Origin of the sequence: Halorussus limi, from assembly GCF_023238205.1 — an archaeon.
Lineage (GTDB): Archaea > Halobacteriota > Halobacteria > Halobacteriales > Haladaptataceae > Halorussus > Halorussus limi.
Genome location: NZ_CP096659.1, coordinates 1,388,415 through 1,406,828 on the forward strand (window position 1 = coordinate 1,388,415; position 18,414 = coordinate 1,406,828).

Genomic DNA, 18,414 nt, shown 5'->3' on the forward strand with positions numbered 1-18,414 from the left:
TTTCGGCTACTCCGTCCCGTGTCGCGTGAGCGCAATCCCCGAAAGAAGTTAAACCCCGGACGCATAGCCCCGAGTAATGCTGTTGGTCCTGTGCGTGGACCTCGACGACGACCTCGGCCGTAAGACCGACTTCGATACCCCAGTCATCGGTCGCGACAACGTCGAAGCCGCGGCGGTCTCGTTAGCGACCGCTGACCCCGAGGACAGCGACGTGAACGTCATGTTCGAGGGCGTCCATCTCGCGGACCGCATCGAGGACGAGACCGTCGAAGTCGCGGTCGTCACCGGTACCGAGTCCGGCGACGTGGCCGCGAACCGCGCGGTCGGCGACGAGGTCGACGAGGTCCTCGCCAGTCTCTCGACCCGCGAGGAGGTGCAGGCGGTCATCGTCACCGACGGCGCGCAGGACGAGAGCGTGATTCCGGTCATCCGCTCGCGGGTGCCCATCGACGGCGTGCGCCGGGTCGTCGTCCGGCAGGCCCAGGACCTCGAATCGATGTACTACACCATCAAGCAGGTGCTGGACGACCCCGAGACGCGCGGGACCATCCTCGTTCCGCTGGGTATCCTGCTTCTCATCTACCCGCTGGCCATCATCTCCGACTCGCTCGGTCTCCCGGGCGCGGCGGTCTTCGGCGTCACCTCCGGTCTGCTCGGTCTCTACGTCCTCGGCCGGGGACTGGGCGTCGAGCGCCTGCTCGACCGCGCGGCCGAGAAGGCCAGAAACAGCCTCTACGCCGGTCGGGTGACGCTCATCACGTACGTCGTCGCGGCCGCCCTGCTGGTCGTCGGCGGGGTCCGCGGTGCCGAGACCTTGGAGTCGGTCGAGACCGCAGCGAGCGGTTCCGTCGGTCCGCTCAAAGTACTCGCCGCGCTGGTGTACGGTGCAGTGACGTGGTTCACCGCGGCGGGCGTCACCACCAGTCTCGGCCAGATTACCGACGAGTATCTGGCCGACCGCTTCCAGTGGCGCTACCTCAACGCCCCGTTCTACGTCCTCTCCATCGCGCTCGTGCTCCACGCCATCAGCGCGTACTTCCTCCACCGCGTCCCCCTCGAACTCCCGCGACTCACCTACCTCGCGGTCATGCTCACCGTCGGGACCCTCCTCGGACTGACCAGCACGCTCGCGTTCGCCATCGCGGAATCCCGCCGGTCGCGGCGGGCGGAACAGGTCAGTTAGCCTCCGTCGGTGGTCGTTTCGTTGTCCTGTCCGGTCGTCGTCTGCCCGGCCGTGGTCGTCGCCGCGTCCGAGACCGGCCCGAACGTCACCCGCCACACCGGCGCGTTGCGCTGGTTCACCGGTTCGAGACTCTCGCTCATCTCGTACACCGCCCCTTTCCGGACCTCGGCGTCGTTCGACGGGAAGAACAGCACGCGCTCGTCGGTGTTCAGGTACTTGATGACCCGCGAGTTGTAATCGCCGAACGTCCGCGCTCCCTCCGGTACGACGGGCGTGTAGTTCAGCACGTCCGAGGTCACTTCGAATCGCGCACCGGGATGGAAGCTCCCGGCGAAAATCAGCGCCTCGAACCGCTTCGTCTCCGCTTGGCCGCCGTCCTGGGCGAACGCGCCCCCGGCCATACCCCCGAGTGCGAGTCCGCCCGCGAGAGTCCCCTTCAAGAACGTTCGTCGCGACGAGTCGCCACCGTCGTTCGCTCTCTGTGTCATTAGTTCTCAACCCCGGAGCAATCAGAACGCGCCGACGTATAAAATGTCTAACTCGTTCCGACGAGTTCCACAGACCGCTCGCTCACAACTCGTCCTTACCACGCGGAACGCTCTCGCTAGTGTTCGCGGGTCACGACGAAGGCCGCGAGGTCACGGAGGTAGTCGGTCGCGGTCAGGTCGGGCGTCTCGGCCCGGTCGAGCGCGGCCAGTGCGGCCTCGCTCTTCTCGTGGGCGAGGGCGTCGGCTTCGTCGGCGTCCATCTCCGTCACGCGGACCACCGACGGTCGGCCCATCTCGGCGTCGTGGCCCGTCGGCTTCCCGAGGTCGCTCTCGTCGGCGGTCGCGTCGAGCACGTCGTCTCGAATCTGGAACGCGACGCCGACCTTCTCGGCGTACTCGCCGAACGCTTCGACGGTGGCGGGGTCGGCGTCGGCCGCTATCGCGCCCAACTCCGCGGCGGCCCGGAACAGTGCACCGGTCTTCCGGCGGGCCAGTTCCATGTACTCCTCGCGGTTCGTCGGCCGGGCGACGAGTTCGGTCGCCTCGCCCTCACCGAGTTCGACCATCGCGTCCGCCACCGCCTCCATCGCTCGCGGGTCCGGCGAGAACAACTCGAAGGCCTCGCCGATGAGTCCGTCGCTGGCGACGATGGCGGGCGAGTAGCCGTACTCGGCCCACGCGCTCGCGCTCCCGCGACGGGTGTCCGACCGGTCGATGATATCGTCGACGACGAGCGACGCGTCGTGGACGAGTTCGACCCCGACAGCGAAGTCGACCGCGTCGTCCGCCTCTCCCCCGGCAGATTCGCACGAGAGAACGGTGACGGTCGGCCTGACGCGCTTGCCCCCCGACAGCGCGACGTGCCGGACCTCCTCGGCGAGTTCCGTCGGTTCGACCCGGTCGAGGACGGTTTCGAGTCGCTCCTCGACCATGGCCCTCCGGGACTCGGGATAATCCATTGGCCGGGACTCAGGACCGATAAAACAAGTACGTGACGATACGCGGTGTCTCCGGCCGGTGTGCCACTCCGTCGCGCCGTAGGTTAAATTCCGGATTAAGCTATCGTGACAGCTTTTTCTCACCCCTTCGTCTATCGGCGCGTATGTCCCCGACTGTTCGGATACGCGACGTATCGAACCCCTCCGAAAGCGGCAGACGACGGTACGCGGAGGTGAGTCGATGACGGCCTCGCGCGCTGGCGTGACGGTCGCCCTCTTCGCGGCGCTCCTAGCGAGTACTGCCGTCCTCGGGGCGGCGGCTCAGGTGCCCGGAACCGCCGGCGACGTGACCGCAGTCCCGAGCGACGCGAACCAGACGGCGAACGCGACTACGACAGCCACGACCCAAGCGGACGCGACGATTATCACCGACGGTGAGACGTTAGTCCTGCAACCGAAACCGAACCAAACGATTCGCGGCGAGACGACCGCCGAACCCGGAACGAACCTCACCGTTCAGATTCAGGGCGAGCAGTTCATCAGGACGGACGTCGCCACAGTCACCGACGAGGGTACGTTCAGTGTGACCCTCGACCTCAGCTCTGCGTACGGTCAGGACCTGCACATCGAGGTCCACCGTGGCGACGCGCAACTCGCCGCCGCGGAGGGTCGCGTGTCGTGTGCCGGTAAGTGCGAGACGACCGAAGCGACGACCGGCAGTTGGGAGCAGACGACGACCGTTTCCGAGAGCGACAGTCTCCTCGGTCAGTTCACCGGCGGCGTCGGCATGATAGCGGTCGGCGGGGTGCTGGCCGTCGCCGGTATCGGCGTCCTGCTCGGTCTCTTCCGGAACTGACCGTCGCTTCGACCCGTCTCGGTCTTCCACCGGCCCCTCCGTTCGACTTCCGACTCGTCTCTCGGCTGAGCTTCTATCGGTCCATCGCAAGCGCGGCGACGGTGACGACGACCAGACAACCACAGAAGAAGACGACGCCGGGTTCCGCGAGGTCGAACGCGAACCACGCGAGCGCTTCTCGAATCGTCGACGGGCCGCCGGACGGACTCGCCGGTCCGACGACGTTTCCCCGTCCGATGGCGGGACTGGCGAGTCGTTCGGTGCCCCACTGAACGAGGAGACTGGCGACCGCGAGGATGCCGAGTCCGCCGACCACGTCGGTCAACGAACGCTCGACCTGCGGGCGGATGTCGCGGTCGCCGACGAGGACGAGCGGGTCGGTGGCGGGCGCGTACACCGTCATCTCGTTACCCTTCTCGGAGTACCGCGTGTCTACCGGCGCTATCAGTCCGGCCTCCTCCAGGGTCGAGAGGTGATAATGGAGGTTCTGGACCGAGGTGTCGACCCGCTCGGCGATTTCCGAGGTCGTTCCGGGTGACTCGAACAAGGCCCGGTATACCTCCCGGCGGGTGTCGGGGCCCAGCGCGTCGAGTACGTCGTCGGTCTCCGCGCCGTCGACGTCGAGGACGCGCAACTGCTCGTCTCCGCTCGCAGTCCGGTCTTGGAGCCGTTCGATGAGTCCCGACATGATAGCTCTCCGTCGTGAATAGCTCGGGAAAGCGACCACTAAACCCTGTCCATTGCTTCAATCCGGATTTAAGCCGTCCCGTTGCGCTCGACGCCGACGGCCCCGAGGGGTCGCAGTCGCCCGTGCCCCGTGACGGGCTCCGGACCTCGGTCGCCGACGTCGACTGCGGTCTCCTTCAGCCGTCGCTCCACCTGTGGCGGAGCTAGACCGGGATTGGCGTCGCGAACGAGCGCGGCGATTCCGCCGGCGTACGCCGCGGCCGCCGACGAGCCGTCGAACCCCTCCACGTCGGTCACGTCGGGGTGGCTCGGCGCGACGAGGTCCACGCCGTTCCGGTCGTCCGGGGTCGGCCCGCGGGAACTGTACGGTTCGACGCGCCCGGCGCGAGCGTCGTACGCCCCGACAGAGACGACTTTCGTCGCGCTCGCGGGCGCGACGACGCTCCCGGCGGCGCGAGCGTACCGGAACTGGTGAGTGGGCGACGACAGTTCGAGGCGGGCGTCGGTGGCGTTCGGCGGCCCGCGAACCTCGACGTAGTACGTCCCCGACTGGACGCGAGCGACGATGCGCTCGTTCGGCACTCCGTCGCCGGGGTACGGAACCGAGCGAGCGACCAACCGGCGCTCGTTCCCGTCCGTCCAGTAGAGGTCCGCGGTGTAGTCCTGCTCGCGGTGAGCGTCGTCCCACGACAGCCAGACCGTCACGTCCCGGCCCCCGCCGCGGAGGTAGTTTCGCGTCCCGTTTCCGAACGCGAGCGTGCCGCCCTTTGCGGGTCTGTACTGTCCCGACCAGTGACTCCGCGCCAGATTGCCCGCCGGTGAGACGAAGACGGTTCCCCTCTCGGTCGCGCTCTGAGCGACCTCGGCGACGGCCGACGTTCCGTCACCGGGCATCCCGTAGAACGAGACCGGCGCGACGACGACGTCCACGTTCCGCGCGACGAGCCATCCGACCGCGCGTCGGTAACTCTTCGGCGAGTCGACCGTCGCCAGATAGAGGTCGGCGTCGGGTGCGATGCGCGCGACCGTCTCGGCCGCCGCGGTCCCGTGTGTCCCGCCGTCGCCGTAGACCGACGTGTCGGAACCGAACGCCCGGGCGTCGACGACCCGCCCGCGGAGCGCCCTCGCGCCGGTACTGAACCCGGTCACGTCCACGACGCCGACAGTCACGTTCTCGCCGGTCACGCCCGCGTCGTGGAGCGCCGAGACGGTCGGACCGACGTCGCGGACTTCGGTCGGAGTCGCCGACTGGCCGCCGTCCGCGGACAGCGAAACCGCGAGGAGACCGAGACCTCCGGCGAGGACGGCGACGCCCAGGACGACGACCGCCAGCGCTCGCCGGGACGCGGGGGAGTCCATCGGTCGCTGTTCGGTCTCGACAGGACAAATACGTGATGGAACGGGCCGCGCTACGCTTCGCTCTCTCGGTCGAACCGCGCCGCGTTACGAGCGTCCTCGCGTTCCGCCGCCGGCGAAAAAAGCGAGATGCGGAACGGACCGCGCGATTACTCGAACTGCTCGATGAGTTCGGGGACGACCTCGAACAGGTCGCCGACGATGCCGTAGTCGGCGATGTCGAAGATGGGCGCGTTCGGGTCGGTGTTGACCGCGATGATGGTGTCGGCGCCCTTCATCCCGGCGACGTGCTGGACTGCGCCCGAGATGCCGATGGCGAGGTAGACGTCCGGGGTCACGACCTTCCCGGACTGGCCGACCTGCCGATTCTTCGGAAGCCAGCCGTTGTCCACGATGGGCCGCGAGGAGGCCAGCGTCGCACCGGTCGCCTCCACGAGGTCCTCGATGAGCGGGAGGTTGTCCTCTTCCTCGATACCCCGACCGATGGAGACGATGAAGTCGGCCTCGCTGATGTCGACGTCCCCGCCGCCGACCTCCTCGAACCCGGTGACGGTCGAACCGGCGTCGGCGTCGATGTCGACGTCGAACTCCGCGATGTCGGCGTCACCGACGCCCTCCGCGGCGGGCCACTCCGCGCCGCGGATAGTGACGGCCTGCTGGTCGCCCGCGACGTCGACGGTCGTCTCGACCTTCGACCCGTACATCTCGCGGGTGACGGTCAGGCCGCCGTCGTAGTCGAAGTCCACCGCGTCGGTTACTAGCGGGAGGTCGAGGCGGTTTGCGACCGCGGGCGCGTAGTCGAGACCGTTGACGCTGTTGGGCATCACGAGGATTTCGGGGTCGAGTTCGGCGTGGAGGGCTTCGACCGCCTGCGTGTACACGTCGTGGTTGAACTCCTCGCCCTCCGAGACGGTGTGGATGGCGTCCACGCCCTCGCGGTTCAGGTCGTCGGCGAACGACTCGGTGTCGCCGCTCACGACGGCGACGTGGAGGTCGCCGCCGGTCGCGTCGGCGAGTTGACGGCCCGCGGTGAGCAGTTCGAAACTCACGTCGCGGAGGTCGCCGCGGCGGTGTTCGGCGACGGCCAGAACGTCGCTCATTCTGCCACCCCCTTCTCGCGGAGGACCTCCGCAAGTTCCCCGGCGGTCTCGCTGGCGTCACCCTCGAAGATTTCGGCGTCGCTCTCGCTCTCGGGTTCGTACATCGAAGTCACCTCGAGGTCGCTCTCGATGGCCCCGGCGTCGAGACCGAGGTCGTCGAGGCTCTTCGGCGCGATTTCCTTGCTCTGGGCCTGTCGGATGCCCCGGAGGCTGGCGTACCGCGGTTCGTTGATACCCGTCTGGATGGTGAGAACCGCGGGGAGGTCGATGTCGGTGAGTTCCTCGACGCCGCCCTCCAGTTCGCGGTGGACGTGCGCGACGTTCTCGTCGGCGTCGTAGTCGAGCGCGTTGACGACCGCGCCCCACTGGAAGCCGAGTTCGTCGGCCAGCGAGACGCCGGTGGCACCGAAGGCGTCGTCGCCCGCCTGCACGCCGGTCAGCACGAGGTCGGGGTCCTCCTCCTCGACGACCGCTTCGAGGAGGTTCGTCTTGGTCTCCACGTCGAGCAGACCCGCGTCCTCCAGCGCGTCGTCCCAGACGCGGACCGCTCGGTCGGCCCCTTTCGCCAGCGCCATCCGGATGGTCTCTTCGGACCGCTCGGGACCGACGGTAACGGTCACGACCTCCTCGGCCGGGCCGTCCTCCTTCAACTGGACGGCCTCCTCGACGGCGTAATCGTCCCACTCGTTCAGGTCGTATTCGAGGTAGCGCTCGTCTACCTCGGTCCCCGCTATCTCGAAGTCGTCGGCGACTTCGGCGACCTCCTTCACAGTCACCAGGACCTTCATGAACGATAAATCGCCGCCTTGGGGGTAAACGTTTTCGGAACGAGCGACCCGAAACGATTGACGGGTTGGTGGCGGTTTCTAATCCATCTCCGTCACGTCCTCGTCGGGAAGCGTGATGAGATTCTCCCGGCCGATGCGGAGTTTGTCCACGTCGTCGTTGTCGTGCATCTTCGAGAGCAGTTGCGAGACCTTGGCGTTCGACCAGTTGGTCTCCTTGACTATTTGGCCCTGCTTCATCCGACCGTCGTTGTCCCGAAGCAGGCGGAGGACGCGCTCCTCGTCGCTCAGCAGTTCCGGCGCGGGTTCGTCGTCCCCGTCCTCGGTCTCGTCTTCGTCACCGCCGCTCGCCCCCGACATCGTCGGCGACGGCGCGGCGTCGTCTGGGGAGTCGGTCGGTGACGGCTCTGGGGCGGGCGCGGGGTCCACGCCGCGTCGCTGCGCCAACGCGTACGCTCCGAAACTCCCCGTCAGGAGGAGGAAGACGACGACCAGTCCCCACAGGCTCGACCCCGAGGGCAAGATTCCCTTCTGGGACGTGCCGGGAATATCGGTGCTCTTCGGGGAGAACGTCATCTCGAAGTCGCCGCGCTCGAACTGCTGCGGGCCGTCGTAGCGCAGGACGCTCCCGTTCACGATTTTGCCGCCCGACGGACTCCCGCTCGAGAGGTAGTAGTTGCCGGGAACCGTTATCACCAGCGTCTGGTCGTCGTTCAGCGTCGGGAGCCACGTGTCCGACCCGACCCAGAACGCGTCGCCGAGGACTATCTGGTTGTCGTCGACCCGCGTGAAGTTCGTCCACGTGAACGACAGCGAGAGGACGCCCACGGTGCCGTTGTTACGGAGTTGTGCCGACCGACCGACCTCTCGGAGTTCCATCGGGCGCTCGGTGACGCCGTTCACGCGTTCGACGATGCGCTCGAACGTCGCGGAGGTGAGTCCGTAGTCGGCGCGTCCGTCCTCGTACTCCGCCGCGAGTTTGCGGAAGGCTTCGGTCTCGTTGTCGTCGCCGAGAAGATACCGCGCCGTGACGTTCCACCGGGCGTTTCCGTTCTCGCGGATAGAGACGCGTAGTACCGTATTCTCTCGTATCGTCGCGTCCGACTCCGGGGGGTCCGTCGCGTTAGATACCGTCTCGGTTGCCGTGGCGAGGATTGTCTGCGCGTCCGAGACGCGCGGAGCGTCCGCTCGGTCGGCGGCCGAGTGGCTCACCCCGGCACCGGCGGCGGGGCAGACGAAGAGGAGGACGACGAGGAGGGCGGCGAGTAACCGCATACCATCGCGTGAATGCGCCGACAAGAAAATACTTTCTATCCACAGATAAAACGTCACAACGCTCCGTAAAACGTCTCGGCTGTTCTCCACGGTTCTTCTGCCGTTTCATGGTTCCGGGAATATTTTAATGATGGCCCTCCGAGTAGGCGTACGCATGCGACTCACCCCCGTTATGCTGGCATTACTGCTCGCCCTCTCCCCCGGAGCAGTCGCGGTGCAGGCGTCTGCACCGACCTCGCCGGCGTCCGCCCCGAACACCGCCTCGTTCTCACCGGCCGCGAGCGACATTTCGCTCGCCCAGACAGACGGCGACACCGCCAGTTCGTCGGCCGACGGAAACACCTCCGAAATTATGACGCTCAAGTCTGCTCCCGCACGGACGGCGTTCGGTACGCCGTCGGTCTCACTCGGCAGTTCTCTCGTGATAGACCGGGGCGGGTTCGAGACACGACTTAGCGTGGAGTCGCTCGACCAACAGTTGGAAGCGGCGGAGACCGTCGAAAAGAAGAAACGTATTTTGAATCGGTATCGGTACCGTATCGAGAACCGCATTATCTCGCTAAAGGCCAGAGAACAACAGGCGACCCAAGCGTTCTCGAACGGGACCCTCTCGGAGAGCGAATACCTGAGAACGTTGGGGCGTATCGACGCTGCGGCCGCCGATATTCAGAAATTGACGACCGCAATGGAAAAACGCGCCAGCACGGTTCCGCGGTTTCAGATGGAAACTGAAGCGAACACGTTGAAGGGGAAACTCGTCCTCGTAGAGGGTCCGATTCGAGACCACATTGCCAAGACCCTACGCGGCGAACGATCGCCGACGAGAGTGTACGTGGCGACCGGGAAGTCCGGAGTCGTTCTCTCGACAATCATAAACGGAGAGTACATCCGCGAAGTCGTCCGCAAAGACCATCGCAATCCGGCGGCATCTCGCGACTCCTCGAAGATAGAAGCACGCCAAGAAGTCATCAATCAGTATCCGTGGGCGTTCAACCACAGCAAGGCCTCCGGAGTAGACGCGTTCTACGGCAACACGAAAATCTACCAAGTCCGATTCGAACACGAACAAGGTAAACTCATCGCGTACTACGACGGTGGCACGAAGTCGGTCTTCCGGGAGATTCAGCACAAGCAACTGACCGGCGACACTCCGCTCCCGACGGGACCGAGCGTCACCAACTCCTCGGAGAATCTCACGGTCGCGGTCAACCGCACCTACGCCGGCGGTCCGCTTCGAGTCAAACTCACGAACGCCACCGGCGCGCCGGTCCGAGGCGAAATTACGGTCGCCGGCGAATTCGTCGGCCGGACGAACGCAGAGGGCGTCCTCTGGACGCTCTCGCCCGCCGGGACGTTCCAGGTCGGCGCGTCTCACGACTTCCGGACGGTCAACGTGACCGCGACGACGGTCGAGTCGTAGCCCGACCGCCGGTTTTTCGTTTCACCGTAGTTGACTCTACCATCTAGAGAGAACGCTTTTCATTGCCTAGAAACTTCTCTGTATTTGCGTTTGTCGCTCATCGTCGACTCCGGTCACTGAATCGACCGAAGGTTGAAGGGCGAAGACGGGACGAACGCCGTCCGTGCCCACCGACGAAGCTTTCACCGCGTCTGACCGCGGGACATCGCCGGTCCTCGGCGTCGTGCTTCTCCTCGTCGTAACCGCAATATTCGCAGGGGCCGTCGGGAGCATCGCGCTCGGAACGCCGATGCCGTCCGACTCGCCCCGCGCGGCCATCGACCTGCGACTCGACGCCGACGCGAACCGCGTCACGCTGGTCCACCGCGGCGGGGCCGCACTCGACGTGAACGCGTTGTCGATACGGGTACGCGTCGACGGGACCGCGCTCGACGCTCAGCCGCCGGTGCCGTTCTTCTCGACGGACGGGTTCCGGTCGGGACCGACCGGACCGTTCAACAGCGCGGCCGACCAGCAGTGGACCGCGGGCGAGACGGCCAGTTTCGCGCTGGCGGAGACCAACGACCCGGTCCTTTCGTCGGGTGTGACGGTGGAAGTGATGGTTTCTGTCGATGGAACGGTCGTCGCGGAGATGGAGGGGACGGCGTGAATCGACAAACTGAGTGAACTGAGAAGAGTAGCGTCTGTTTACTCGTCCACTGGGTCGCGTGCGACGGTCGTGATAGCGATGTCCGGGTCGTAGTTCGGACCCATCTCCCGGTGGCGGATGTCGGTGTAGCCCGCCTCGCGGAACATGCGGTCGGCCTCCTCTCGGTCGTAGAACAGCATGATTGCGTCGGCGACTTTCTGCATCACCGACGACTTGGGATAGTTCGGGCCGACGACGAGAACTTGCCCGCCGGGCTTGACGACGCGGCGCATGTCTCGCAGGGCGACGACCGGGTTCGGCCAGTACTCGATGGACCCGGAGGACCACACGACGTCGAAGCTGTCGTCCTCGAACGGCAGGCGCTCGGCGTCCCCGCGGTAGAAGCTGACGGGGTCGTGCTTGCCGAGTTTGTCCCACGCCTTCTCCAGTTGGTGAACGCTCTGGTCGAGGCCGTGGACGTTCTGGGTGTGTTCGAGGAGTCCTTCGGTAGCGAACCCGGTACCACACCCCACGTCAAGCACTCGGTCGCCCTCCGCTACGTCGAGCATCGCCAGCGCCTCGTCTCGCATCTCCTCGTTCCAGATGAACGGGTTGACGGTGTCGTACACCTTCGAGAGGTACTTGTAGAAGAGCCGGGCCCGGCTCTTGTCTTCGAGGATACCCATTGCCCGACAGTTCGTACCGCCGGCCAAATAATCCTGCTATTCGAGTTGGTCGCGTAACGGAACCTATCACCGTGAGAGAGGTATCCGAATCGTATCGCGAACGAGGAACGCAGTGACGTACGAAAACCGAGAGTGGACCAAAACCGGTGCAGTGGGCGGCGTGACGACTCCCGCGTTCTGGTGGAGCTTTCGCGGGGCCGCGCCGCTCGCGGTGCGGTCGGCGGAAAAGGTCGTTCCGCAAGTAGTATATACGCGCTTCTGCAACTTTCGCGTGATTAGTATGCCGAGGCCAGAGGTTCTCGAACGAATCAAGGAGGCCGAACAAGAGGCCGACGACATCGTCGCCGAGGCCGAGGAGGAGCGCGAACAGCGCATCTCCGACGCTCGGGAAGAGGCGGAGCAACTCCGCCGCGAAGCCGAGGAGGAGGCCTCCACCGTTCACGAGGAGCGTCTCGCCGAGGCCCGCGAGGAAATCGAGGCCGAGCGCGAAGAGGTCCTCGCCGAGGGCGAGGACGAGCGTGAGAAACTCGAATCGCGGGCGCGAGAGAACGAGGAGGAAGTAACCGACTACGTGGTAGACCTGTTCGAGGAGGCGGTGCATGCTCAGACCTGAACGAATGAGCAAGGTGTCCGTGACGGGGTCGCGCGCCGTCATGGACGACGTCATCGAGACCGTCCACGAGCTGAATCTGGTTCACCTCTCCGGGTACGACGGCTCGTGGGAGGGCTTCGAGCAGGGCGACCCCATCGAGGGGGCCGACGACGCCTCCGAGAAGCTCGTCACCGTCCGGTCGCTCGAAAGCATCCTCGACATCGACGAGGACGACGCCGGACCGAGTCGCATCGTCACCGACGAGGCGCTCGAAGACGAACTCCAGTCGGTCCGCGAGGACGTCAACGAACTCGACGACCGCCGGAGCGAACTGGAAGACGACCTCCGCAGCGTCGAAGAGCGACTCGATTCCGTGAAACCGTTCGCGGACCTCGGCATCGACCTCGACCTGCTCTCGGGCTACGAGACCCTGCAGGTCGCGGTCGGTGAGGCCGACGAAGCGGCGGTCCGCGACGCACTCGCCGACGCCGACACCATCCGGGAGTTCGGCACGTTCTCGGGCGAGAACACGGTCGCAGTCTTCGCGTACCCCGCGGACAGCGCCGACGAAGACGCGCTCGACGAACTGCTCGTCGGCGTCGACTTCGCCTCGCTGGACGTTCCCGACGCCGAGGGGAGCCCCCAAGAGTACGTCGAGGAACTCGAACACGAGCGCCAGAAACTCGAATCCGAACTCGACAGCGTCGAGAACGAGATCGAGAACGTCAAACTCGACACCGCCGGCTTCCTGCTGGCGGCCGAGGAGAAGCTGACCATCGACGTCCAGAAGGCCGAAGCGCCGCTCAACTTCGCGACGACCGAGAACGCCTTCGTCGCCGAGGGCTGGATTCCGACCGAGCGCTACACCGAACTCACCACCGCGCTCGGCGAATCGGTCGGCGACCGCGTCGAGGTCGACGAACTCGAACGCGCCTCGTACGACGCTCACGAGGCTCACGGTCCCGAGGACCCCGACGCGAACGAGGTCGCCGCCGACGGCGGCACCACGATGGACGGCGACCAGCCGCCGGTCGTGCAGGACAACCCCGGCGCGGTCAAGCCCTTCGAACTGCTGGTCGAGACCATCAACCGGCCGAAGTACTTCGAGTTCGACCCGACGGTAGTCCTGTTCCTGACGTTCCCGGCGTTCTTCGGGTTCATGATCGGTGACCTCGGGTACGGACTCCTGTATCTGGGCATCGGCTACTGGCTCTACAGTTCCTTCGACAATCCGGCGCTCAAGAGTCTGGGCGGCATCGCGCTGTGGGCGGGCGGCTTCACGGCGCTGTTCGGTATCCTGTACGGCGAGATCTTCGGCTTACACCTCGTCGGCGAGTACCTGTGGGGCGGCCACCCGCCGATTCACAAGGGTCTCCAGCCGATCGAAGCCGAGTACGCGCTGTCGTGGATGGTAATCTCCATCCTCGCCGGCCTGCTCCACATGACGGTCGGATACGTCTTCGACTTCGTGGAGAACCTCGCACACGACCCCGTCGACGCGGTTCTCGAAAGCGGATCGTGGGTCCTGCTGTTCGCGGGCATCTGGACGTGGATCTTCAGCACGCAGGCCAGCAGTAAGAAGCCGGACTTCCTGTTCACCGCGTTCGACGGTGAGCCGTTCGCGCTCGGCTTCAGCGGCTTCTCGCCCGAAATCGGGACCCTCGGTCTCGCAATCGGCGGAGTCGGCCTCCTGCTCTACGTCGCGAGCGAGGTCAAGCACCTCGGCGGTCCCGGTCTCGTCATCGGCGTACTGGAGAGTCTGAGCGTCCTCTCGGACGCCCTCTCCTACACCCGGATCGCCGCGGTGCTGCTCGCCAAGGCGGGAATGGCCTTCGTGGTCAACCTCCTGTTCTTCGGCGTGTACGTCACCGGTGAGGGCGAACACGCCGCGTGGCACTTCGGACTCGGCCACATGCCCCACGTCGGAGACATGTCCCACGGTCACGAGGTCACGAGCATCATGTTCCCCGGCCTCGCTCACTCGGGCATCGCCGGACTCGTCGGTGGGCTCCTCGTCCTCGTCATCGGCCACCTGCTCGTACTGGCGCTCGGTATCACGAGCGCCGGTCTGCAGGCGGTCCGTCTCGAGTACGTCGAGTTCTTCGGCAAGTTCTACGAGGGCGGCGGCGAGGAGTACGAACCGTTCGGTCACGACCGGTCGTACACCACGCAGGACTAAGCGCCGACCCTCTTCTCACCGATCCGACTCGGCTGAGAGCGTCTCCGATTTGCTCCGTTTCGTTTGGCATTTGGTAGCACAAACTCCGATCTGGTTGGTCTGAGTCGGCCTGCTCTCCAACTCTTTTGGGAAGCTTTATGACCACAGTAGCGGGAAATACGACTGTCCGGTTACGAGAGCCACGGAAAATCCGAAACCATGTACGAAATGCTCTTTGCGTTTGTGAACGCCGTCGTACCGCTCGCTCAAGAAGGCGCTGCCGCAGCCGAACCCGCCATCCCGGCATCCGCCGCCGCCGCCCTCGCAGTCGGTCTCGCGGCCCTCGGTGCGGGCTACGCCGAGCGCGGTATCGGTAGCGCGGCTATCGGTGCCATCGCGGAGGACGAGTCGCTCTTCGGTACGGGCCTCATCATGACGGTCCTGCCCGAGACGCTCGTCATCCTGGCGCTGGTCGTCGTGTTCATCGTCGGTTAAACGCACCCTTTCCCTCTTCATCAATGAGTCTGGACACGGTAGTTGAGGATATTCGAAACGAGGCCCGCGAGCGCGCGAAGGAAATTCGTTCCGAGGGCGACGAGCGCGCAGAGGAAATTATCTCCGAGGCCGAGAGCGACGTCGAGGAGATTCTCGCGGAGCAAGAACGCGAAACCGAACAGACAATCGCCCAAGAGCGCGAGCAGAAGCTCTCCAGCGCGAAGTTGGAAGCCAAGCAGAAGCGCCTCGAAGCGCGCCGAGACGTGCTACAGGACGTTCGGTCGTCCGTCGAGGAGCGCATCGCCGAACTCGAAGGCGACCAGCGCGAGGAGTTGACCCGCGAACTCCTCGACGCCGCCAGCGAAGAGTTCGACGACGGCGACACCGTCCACGTCTACGGCAAGCCCGAGGACGACGAGTTGTTGACCGACATCGTGGCCGACTACGACGGCTACGAGTACGCCGGAGAGTACGACTGTCTCGGCGGCGTCGTGGTCGAGAGCGAGCAGTCTCGGCTTCGCGTGAACAACACGTTCGACTCCGTGCTGGAGGAGGTCTGGGAGGACAACCTTCAGGACATCAGTAAACGCCTCTTCGAGCAATGAGCGTACCAAAGACGGAAGGAACCTCGAACTACGAATACGTCACCGCTCGGGTACAGGCCCGGCGAGCGGCGCTGTTCGACGACGAGGATTACCGAAAGCTCATTCGGATGGGTCCCGGCGAGATCGCCCGCTACATGGAGGAGACCGAGTACGAGAGCGAAGTCAACGCGCTCGGCTCCCGATACGACGGCGTGGACCTCATCGAACACGCCCTCAACCGAAATCTCGCCAAGCACTTCAACGACCTGCTCCGGTGGGCCGACGGGGAGTTGTACGAGTTCGTCGCACGATACCTCCGGAAGTTCGACGCGTGGAACATCAAGACGGTCGTTCGGGGAATCTACTCGGACGCAGACAGCGAGGCCGTTGAGGAGGACCTCATCTACGCCGGTGAGTTCGACCGGCAGTTCCTCGAACGACTGGTCGAAGCGGCGTCCATCGAAGACGCAGTCGAGATGCTCGACAACACGCGCTACGGCGATGCGCTCGCCGAGGCGTACGAGGACTACGACGCGACCGGCGTGCTGATTCCGCTGGAGAACGCGGTCGACCGCACGTACTACGAGGGCCTCATGAGCGGGGTCACGGAGACGGACAACCGCGCGACCCAGTTGTACGTCGAGTTCCTGCAGGCCGAAATCGACTTCCGGAACGCGCGCAACGCGCTCCGCATCGCGCGCAGCGGTGCGGACCTCGACCCCGCGGACTACTTCATCGAAGGCGGCGAACTGTTCCGCGCGTCGGAGCTATCGCAACTCTCCTCGGGCGTGGACGAACTCGTCACGTTCATCCGCGACAGCACGTACGGCGAGGACCTCTCGGCGGCGCTCGACGAACTGGAGCGGGCCGACAGCCTCATCGGCTTCGAGCACGCTCTAGACGCTGCACTGCTGGAGTACTCCGACCACCTCTCGCACGTCTTCCCGCTGTCGATCTGTCCGGTGCTGGCCTACGTGCTGGCCAAGGAGCGGGAAGTCGACAACATCCGCGCCATCGCTCGCGGCCGCGAGGCCGGACTGAGCGAGGACGAAATCGAGAACGAACTGGTGATTCTATGAGCCAGGAAATCGCCGTCGTCGGCAGTCCGGAGTTCACCACCGGGTTCCGCCTCGCCGGCGTCCGGAAGTTCGAGAACGTCCCGGAAGACGAGAAGGAGACGGAACTCGACGACGCGGTCTCCCGCGTTCTCGACGACGACGAGGTCGGCATCGTCGTGATGCACGACGAGGACCTCGACTACCTGTCCCGGAAGGTCCGACAGGAGGTCGAGACGAGCGTCGAACCGACGATGGTCTCCATCGGCGGCGGCGCGGGGAGCGGCGGACTGCGCGACAAGATAAAGCGTGCAATCGGTATCGACCTTATGGACGAAGACGAACAAGGTGACAACGAATGAGCCAAGCAACTGAAACCGACACCGTTCGAGAGGACGGCGTCATCGAGAGCGTAAGTGGACCGGTCGTGACCGCCACTGACCTCGACGCCCGGATGAACGACGTGGTGTACGTCGGCGAAGAAGGGCTGATGGGCGAGGTCATCGAGATCGAAGGGAACCTGACGACGATTCAGGTCTACGAGGAGACCTCGAACGTCGCGCCGGGCGAACCGGTCGAGAACACGGGCGAACCCCTGTCCGTCGACCTGGGTCCCGGCATGCTGGACTCCATCTACGACGGCGTCCAGCGCCCCCTGACGGTCCTCGAGGACAAGATGGGCGCGTTCCTCGACCGCGGTGTGGACGCACCCGGTATCGACCTCGAGAAGATGTGGGAGTTCACGCCCGAGGTCGAACCCGGCGACCACGTCGAACCCGGCGACATCCTCGGCATCGTGCCCGAGACCGAGAGCATCGACCACAAAGTGATGGTCCCGCCCGACTCCGAGGGCGGCGAAGTCGTCAACGTCAAGAGCGGCGACCACAACGTCGAGGAGACCATCGTCGAACTCGACAACGGCGAAGAGATTTCGATGCGCCAGGAGTGGCCGGTCCGCGAGGCCCGGCCCTCCGCAGACAAGAAGACGCCCCGTACGCCGCTCGTGACGGGCCAGCGCGTGCAGGACGGCCTGTTCCCGCTGGCGAAGGGCGGAACCGCGGCGATTCCGGGACCGTTCGGTTCCGGCAAGACCGTGACCCAGCAGCAACTCGCGAAGTGGGCCGACGCCGACATCGTCGTCTACATCGGTTGCGGCGAGCGCGGTAACGAGATGACCGAGGTCATCGACGACTTCCCGCAACTGGAGGACCCGGTCACCGGGAAGCCGCTGATGTCCCGGACCTGCCTCATCGCCAACACGTCGAACATGCCGGTCGCGGCGCGCGAATCCTGCGTGTACACGGGCATCACCATCGCGGAGTTCTACCGCGACATGGGGTACGACGTCGCACTGATGGCCGACTCCACCTCGCGGTGGGCCGAGGCCATGCGCGAGATTTCCTCGCGCCTCGAAGAGATGCCCGGCGAAGAGGGCTACCCCGCCTACCTCGCCGCGCGCCTCTCGGAGTTCTACGAGCGCGCCGGTTACTTCGACAACATCAACGACACCGAGGGTTCGGTGACTGTGGTCGGCGCAGTCTCGCCGCCGGGCGGTGACTTCTCGGAACCCGTCACCCAGAACACCCTGCGTATCGTCAAGACCTTCTGGGCGCTCGACGCGGACCTCGCCGAGCGTCGTCACTTCCCGTCGATCAACTGGAACGAGTCGTACTCGCTGTACAAGGAACAGCTCGACCCGTGGTTCGAAGAGAACGTCGCCGAGGACTGGCCCGAACAGCGCCAGTGGGCGGTCGACGTGCTCGACGAGGAGGACGAACTGCAGGAAATCGTCCAGCTCGTCGGCAAGGACGCGCTGCCGGAGGACCAGCAGCTCACGCTCGAAGTCGCGCGGTACATCCGCGAGGCGTTCCTCCAGCAGAACGCGCTTCACGACGTGGACACCAACTGTCCGCCCGAGAAGTCCTACCTCATCATGGGCGCGATTCGGACGTACAACGACGAGGCGTTCGAGGCCCTCGACGCTGGCGTTCCGGTCGAAGAGATCACCGACATCGACGCCGCGCCTCGGCTGAACCGCATCGCGACGACTCCCGACGACGAAGCCGACGAGTTCGTCGCCGACCTCGAAGACGACATCAAAGAACAGCTCCGAGAGCTCTACTAGAAC

General features: G+C 65.2%; 19 protein-coding genes. 11 read left to right on the forward strand and 8 right to left on the reverse strand.

Going from position 1 to position 18,414, the window contains the following annotated elements:
• Window positions 1-76 precede the first annotated feature (76 nt).
• Entirely contained in the window at window positions 77-1,183 is a 1,107-nt protein-coding gene (locus M0R89_RS07110; RefSeq protein WP_248651859.1) for a DUF373 family protein, read from the forward strand.
• Here M0R89_RS07110 and M0R89_RS07115 read toward each other — a convergent pair.
• On the reverse strand, window positions 1,180-1,671 hold the full coding sequence (locus M0R89_RS07115; protein WP_248651860.1) for a hypothetical protein: 492 nt from the start codon (window positions 1,669-1,671) through the stop codon (window positions 1,180-1,182). The genes M0R89_RS07110 and M0R89_RS07115 overlap by 4 nt on opposite strands.
• Window positions 1,672-1,787: 116 nt before the next feature.
• The gene (locus tag M0R89_RS07120) at window positions 1,788-2,630 is read right to left on the reverse strand and encodes a polyprenyl synthetase family protein (protein WP_248651861.1); all 843 of its coding nucleotides are present in this window, start codon (window positions 2,628-2,630) and stop codon (window positions 1,788-1,790) included.
• A 220-nt stretch (window positions 2,631-2,850) separates the two neighbouring features.
• Between M0R89_RS07120 and M0R89_RS07125 the strand changes: the two genes are divergently transcribed.
• The gene (locus tag M0R89_RS07125) at window positions 2,851-3,465 is read left to right on the forward strand and encodes a BGTF surface domain-containing protein (protein ID WP_248651862.1); all 615 of its coding nucleotides are present in this window, start codon (window positions 2,851-2,853) and stop codon (window positions 3,463-3,465) included.
• Window positions 3,466-3,538: 73 nt separating this feature from the next.
• Here the strand turns inward: M0R89_RS07125 and M0R89_RS07130 are convergent, their stop codons facing one another.
• The 5 genes from M0R89_RS07130 to M0R89_RS07150 form a co-directional block, all read right to left on the reverse strand.
• A complete protein-coding gene (locus tag M0R89_RS07130; protein WP_248651863.1) occupies window positions 3,539-4,153 on the reverse strand; it encodes an ArsR/SmtB family transcription factor in 615 nt (204 codons plus the stop codon).
• A gap of 68 nt (window positions 4,154-4,221) precedes the next feature.
• Window positions 4,222-5,511: a S8 family serine peptidase gene (locus M0R89_RS07135; RefSeq protein ID WP_248651864.1), complete on the reverse strand. Its 1,290-nt coding sequence runs from the start codon at window positions 5,509-5,511 to the stop codon at window positions 4,222-4,224.
• Between the two features lie 146 nt (window positions 5,512-5,657).
• Window positions 5,658-6,608: an electron transfer flavoprotein subunit alpha/FixB family protein gene (locus M0R89_RS07140; protein ID WP_248651865.1), complete on the reverse strand. Its 951-nt coding sequence runs from the start codon at window positions 6,606-6,608 to the stop codon at window positions 5,658-5,660.
• On the reverse strand, window positions 6,605-7,396 hold the full coding sequence (locus M0R89_RS07145) for an electron transfer flavoprotein subunit beta/FixA family protein (protein WP_248651866.1): 792 nt from the start codon (window positions 7,394-7,396) through the stop codon (window positions 6,605-6,607). The genes M0R89_RS07140 and M0R89_RS07145 overlap by 4 nt, the downstream gene beginning before the upstream one ends.
• 78 nt (window positions 7,397-7,474) lie before the next feature.
• A complete protein-coding gene (locus M0R89_RS07150) occupies window positions 7,475-8,668 on the reverse strand; it encodes a helix-turn-helix transcriptional regulator (RefSeq protein WP_248651867.1) in 1,194 nt (397 codons plus the stop codon).
• 154 nt (window positions 8,669-8,822) lie between these two features.
• Here M0R89_RS07150 and M0R89_RS07155 point away from each other — a divergent pair, with 154 nt between their 5' ends.
• Both M0R89_RS07155 and M0R89_RS07160 read left to right on the forward strand, forming a co-directional pair.
• Window positions 8,823-10,088 (forward strand): DUF7094 domain-containing protein, encoded by a 1,266-nt coding sequence (locus M0R89_RS07155; RefSeq protein ID WP_248651868.1) that lies wholly within the window; start codon window positions 8,823-8,825, stop codon window positions 10,086-10,088.
• 163 nt (window positions 10,089-10,251) lie between these two features.
• The gene (locus M0R89_RS07160) at window positions 10,252-10,737 is read left to right on the forward strand and encodes a type IV pilin domain-containing protein (RefSeq protein WP_248651869.1); all 486 of its coding nucleotides are present in this window, start codon (window positions 10,252-10,254) and stop codon (window positions 10,735-10,737) included.
• A gap of 38 nt (window positions 10,738-10,775) precedes the next feature.
• Here the strand turns inward: M0R89_RS07160 and M0R89_RS07165 are convergent, their stop codons facing one another.
• A complete protein-coding gene (locus M0R89_RS07165; protein ID WP_248651870.1) occupies window positions 10,776-11,402 on the reverse strand; it encodes a methyltransferase domain-containing protein in 627 nt (208 codons plus the stop codon).
• Between the two features lie 280 nt (window positions 11,403-11,682).
• On the opposite strand from M0R89_RS07165, the gene ahaH reads away from it, so the two are divergent.
• From ahaH to M0R89_RS07200, 7 genes are all read left to right on the forward strand, one after another.
• The gene (gene ahaH / locus M0R89_RS07170; RefSeq protein WP_248651871.1) at window positions 11,683-12,015 is read left to right on the forward strand and encodes an ATP synthase archaeal subunit H; all 333 of its coding nucleotides are present in this window, start codon (window positions 11,683-11,685) and stop codon (window positions 12,013-12,015) included.
• On the forward strand, window positions 12,002-14,173 hold the full coding sequence (locus tag M0R89_RS07175) for a V-type ATP synthase subunit I (RefSeq protein ID WP_248651872.1): 2,172 nt from the start codon (window positions 12,002-12,004) through the stop codon (window positions 14,171-14,173). Before ahaH ends, M0R89_RS07175 begins: the two co-directional genes overlap by 14 nt.
• 198 nt (window positions 14,174-14,371) lie before the next feature.
• Window positions 14,372-14,647, forward strand: a complete 276-nt coding sequence (locus M0R89_RS07180) for an ATP synthase subunit C-like protein (RefSeq protein ID WP_248651873.1) — start codon at window positions 14,372-14,374, stop codon at window positions 14,645-14,647.
• Window positions 14,648-14,670: 23 nt separating this feature from the next.
• Window positions 14,671-15,252: a V-type ATP synthase subunit E gene (locus tag M0R89_RS07185; protein WP_248651874.1), complete on the forward strand. Its 582-nt coding sequence runs from the start codon at window positions 14,671-14,673 to the stop codon at window positions 15,250-15,252.
• A complete protein-coding gene (locus tag M0R89_RS07190) occupies window positions 15,249-16,310 on the forward strand; it encodes a V-type ATP synthase subunit C (RefSeq protein WP_248651875.1) in 1,062 nt (353 codons plus the stop codon). Before M0R89_RS07185 ends, M0R89_RS07190 begins: the two co-directional genes overlap by 4 nt.
• Window positions 16,307-16,648 carry a V-type ATP synthase subunit F gene (locus tag M0R89_RS07195; RefSeq protein WP_248651876.1) on the forward strand — a complete coding sequence of 114 codons (342 nt, stop codon included), beginning with the start codon at window positions 16,307-16,309 and terminating at the stop codon, window positions 16,646-16,648. Before M0R89_RS07190 ends, M0R89_RS07195 begins: the two co-directional genes overlap by 4 nt.
• Window positions 16,645-18,411 carry an ATP synthase subunit A gene (locus M0R89_RS07200; RefSeq protein ID WP_248651877.1) on the forward strand — a complete coding sequence of 589 codons (1,767 nt, stop codon included), beginning with the start codon at window positions 16,645-16,647 and terminating at the stop codon, window positions 18,409-18,411. Before M0R89_RS07195 ends, M0R89_RS07200 begins: the two co-directional genes overlap by 4 nt.
• Window positions 18,412-18,414 lie beyond the last annotated feature (3 nt).

What these genes read in the sequence shown, in the direction of transcription:
- M0R89_RS07150 (WP_248651867.1), bottom strand. Translation starts at nt 8,668, where the DNA reads ATGCGGTTACTCGCCGCCCTCCTCGTCGTCCTCCTCTTCGTCTGCCCC.
- M0R89_RS07200 (WP_248651877.1), top strand. Translation starts at nt 16,645, where the DNA reads ATGAGCCAAGCAACTGAAACCGACACCGTTCGAGAGGACGGCGTCATC.
- M0R89_RS07140 (WP_248651865.1), bottom strand. Translation starts at nt 6,608, where the DNA reads ATGAGCGACGTTCTGGCCGTCGCCGAACACCGCCGCGGCGACCTCCGC.
- M0R89_RS07125 (WP_248651862.1), top strand. Translation starts at nt 2,851, where the DNA reads ATGACGGCCTCGCGCGCTGGCGTGACGGTCGCCCTCTTCGCGGCGCTC.
- M0R89_RS07175 (WP_248651872.1), top strand. Translation starts at nt 12,002, where the DNA reads ATGCTCAGACCTGAACGAATGAGCAAGGTGTCCGTGACGGGGTCGCGC.
- M0R89_RS07115 (WP_248651860.1), bottom strand. Translation starts at nt 1,671, where the DNA reads ATGACACAGAGAGCGAACGACGGTGGCGACTCGTCGCGACGAACGTTC.
- M0R89_RS07185 (WP_248651874.1), top strand. Translation starts at nt 14,671, where the DNA reads ATGAGTCTGGACACGGTAGTTGAGGATATTCGAAACGAGGCCCGCGAG.
- M0R89_RS07135 (WP_248651864.1), bottom strand. Translation starts at nt 5,511, where the DNA reads ATGGACTCCCCCGCGTCCCGGCGAGCGCTGGCGGTCGTCGTCCTGGGC.
- M0R89_RS07145 (WP_248651866.1), bottom strand. Translation starts at nt 7,396, where the DNA reads ATGAAGGTCCTGGTGACTGTGAAGGAGGTCGCCGAAGTCGCCGACGAC.
- M0R89_RS07120 (WP_248651861.1), bottom strand. Translation starts at nt 2,630, where the DNA reads ATGGATTATCCCGAGTCCCGGAGGGCCATGGTCGAGGAGCGACTCGAA.
- M0R89_RS07180 (WP_248651873.1), top strand. Translation starts at nt 14,372, where the DNA reads ATGTACGAAATGCTCTTTGCGTTTGTGAACGCCGTCGTACCGCTCGCT.
- M0R89_RS07195 (WP_248651876.1), top strand. Translation starts at nt 16,307, where the DNA reads ATGAGCCAGGAAATCGCCGTCGTCGGCAGTCCGGAGTTCACCACCGGG.
- M0R89_RS07155 (WP_248651868.1), top strand. Translation starts at nt 8,823, where the DNA reads ATGCGACTCACCCCCGTTATGCTGGCATTACTGCTCGCCCTCTCCCCC.
- M0R89_RS07165 (WP_248651870.1), bottom strand. Translation starts at nt 11,402, where the DNA reads ATGGGTATCCTCGAAGACAAGAGCCGGGCCCGGCTCTTCTACAAGTAC.
- ahaH (WP_248651871.1), top strand. Translation starts at nt 11,683, where the DNA reads ATGCCGAGGCCAGAGGTTCTCGAACGAATCAAGGAGGCCGAACAAGAG.
- M0R89_RS07110 (WP_248651859.1), top strand. Translation starts at nt 77, where the DNA reads ATGCTGTTGGTCCTGTGCGTGGACCTCGACGACGACCTCGGCCGTAAG.
- M0R89_RS07130 (WP_248651863.1), bottom strand. Translation starts at nt 4,153, where the DNA reads ATGTCGGGACTCATCGAACGGCTCCAAGACCGGACTGCGAGCGGAGAC.
- M0R89_RS07190 (WP_248651875.1), top strand. Translation starts at nt 15,249, where the DNA reads ATGAGCGTACCAAAGACGGAAGGAACCTCGAACTACGAATACGTCACC.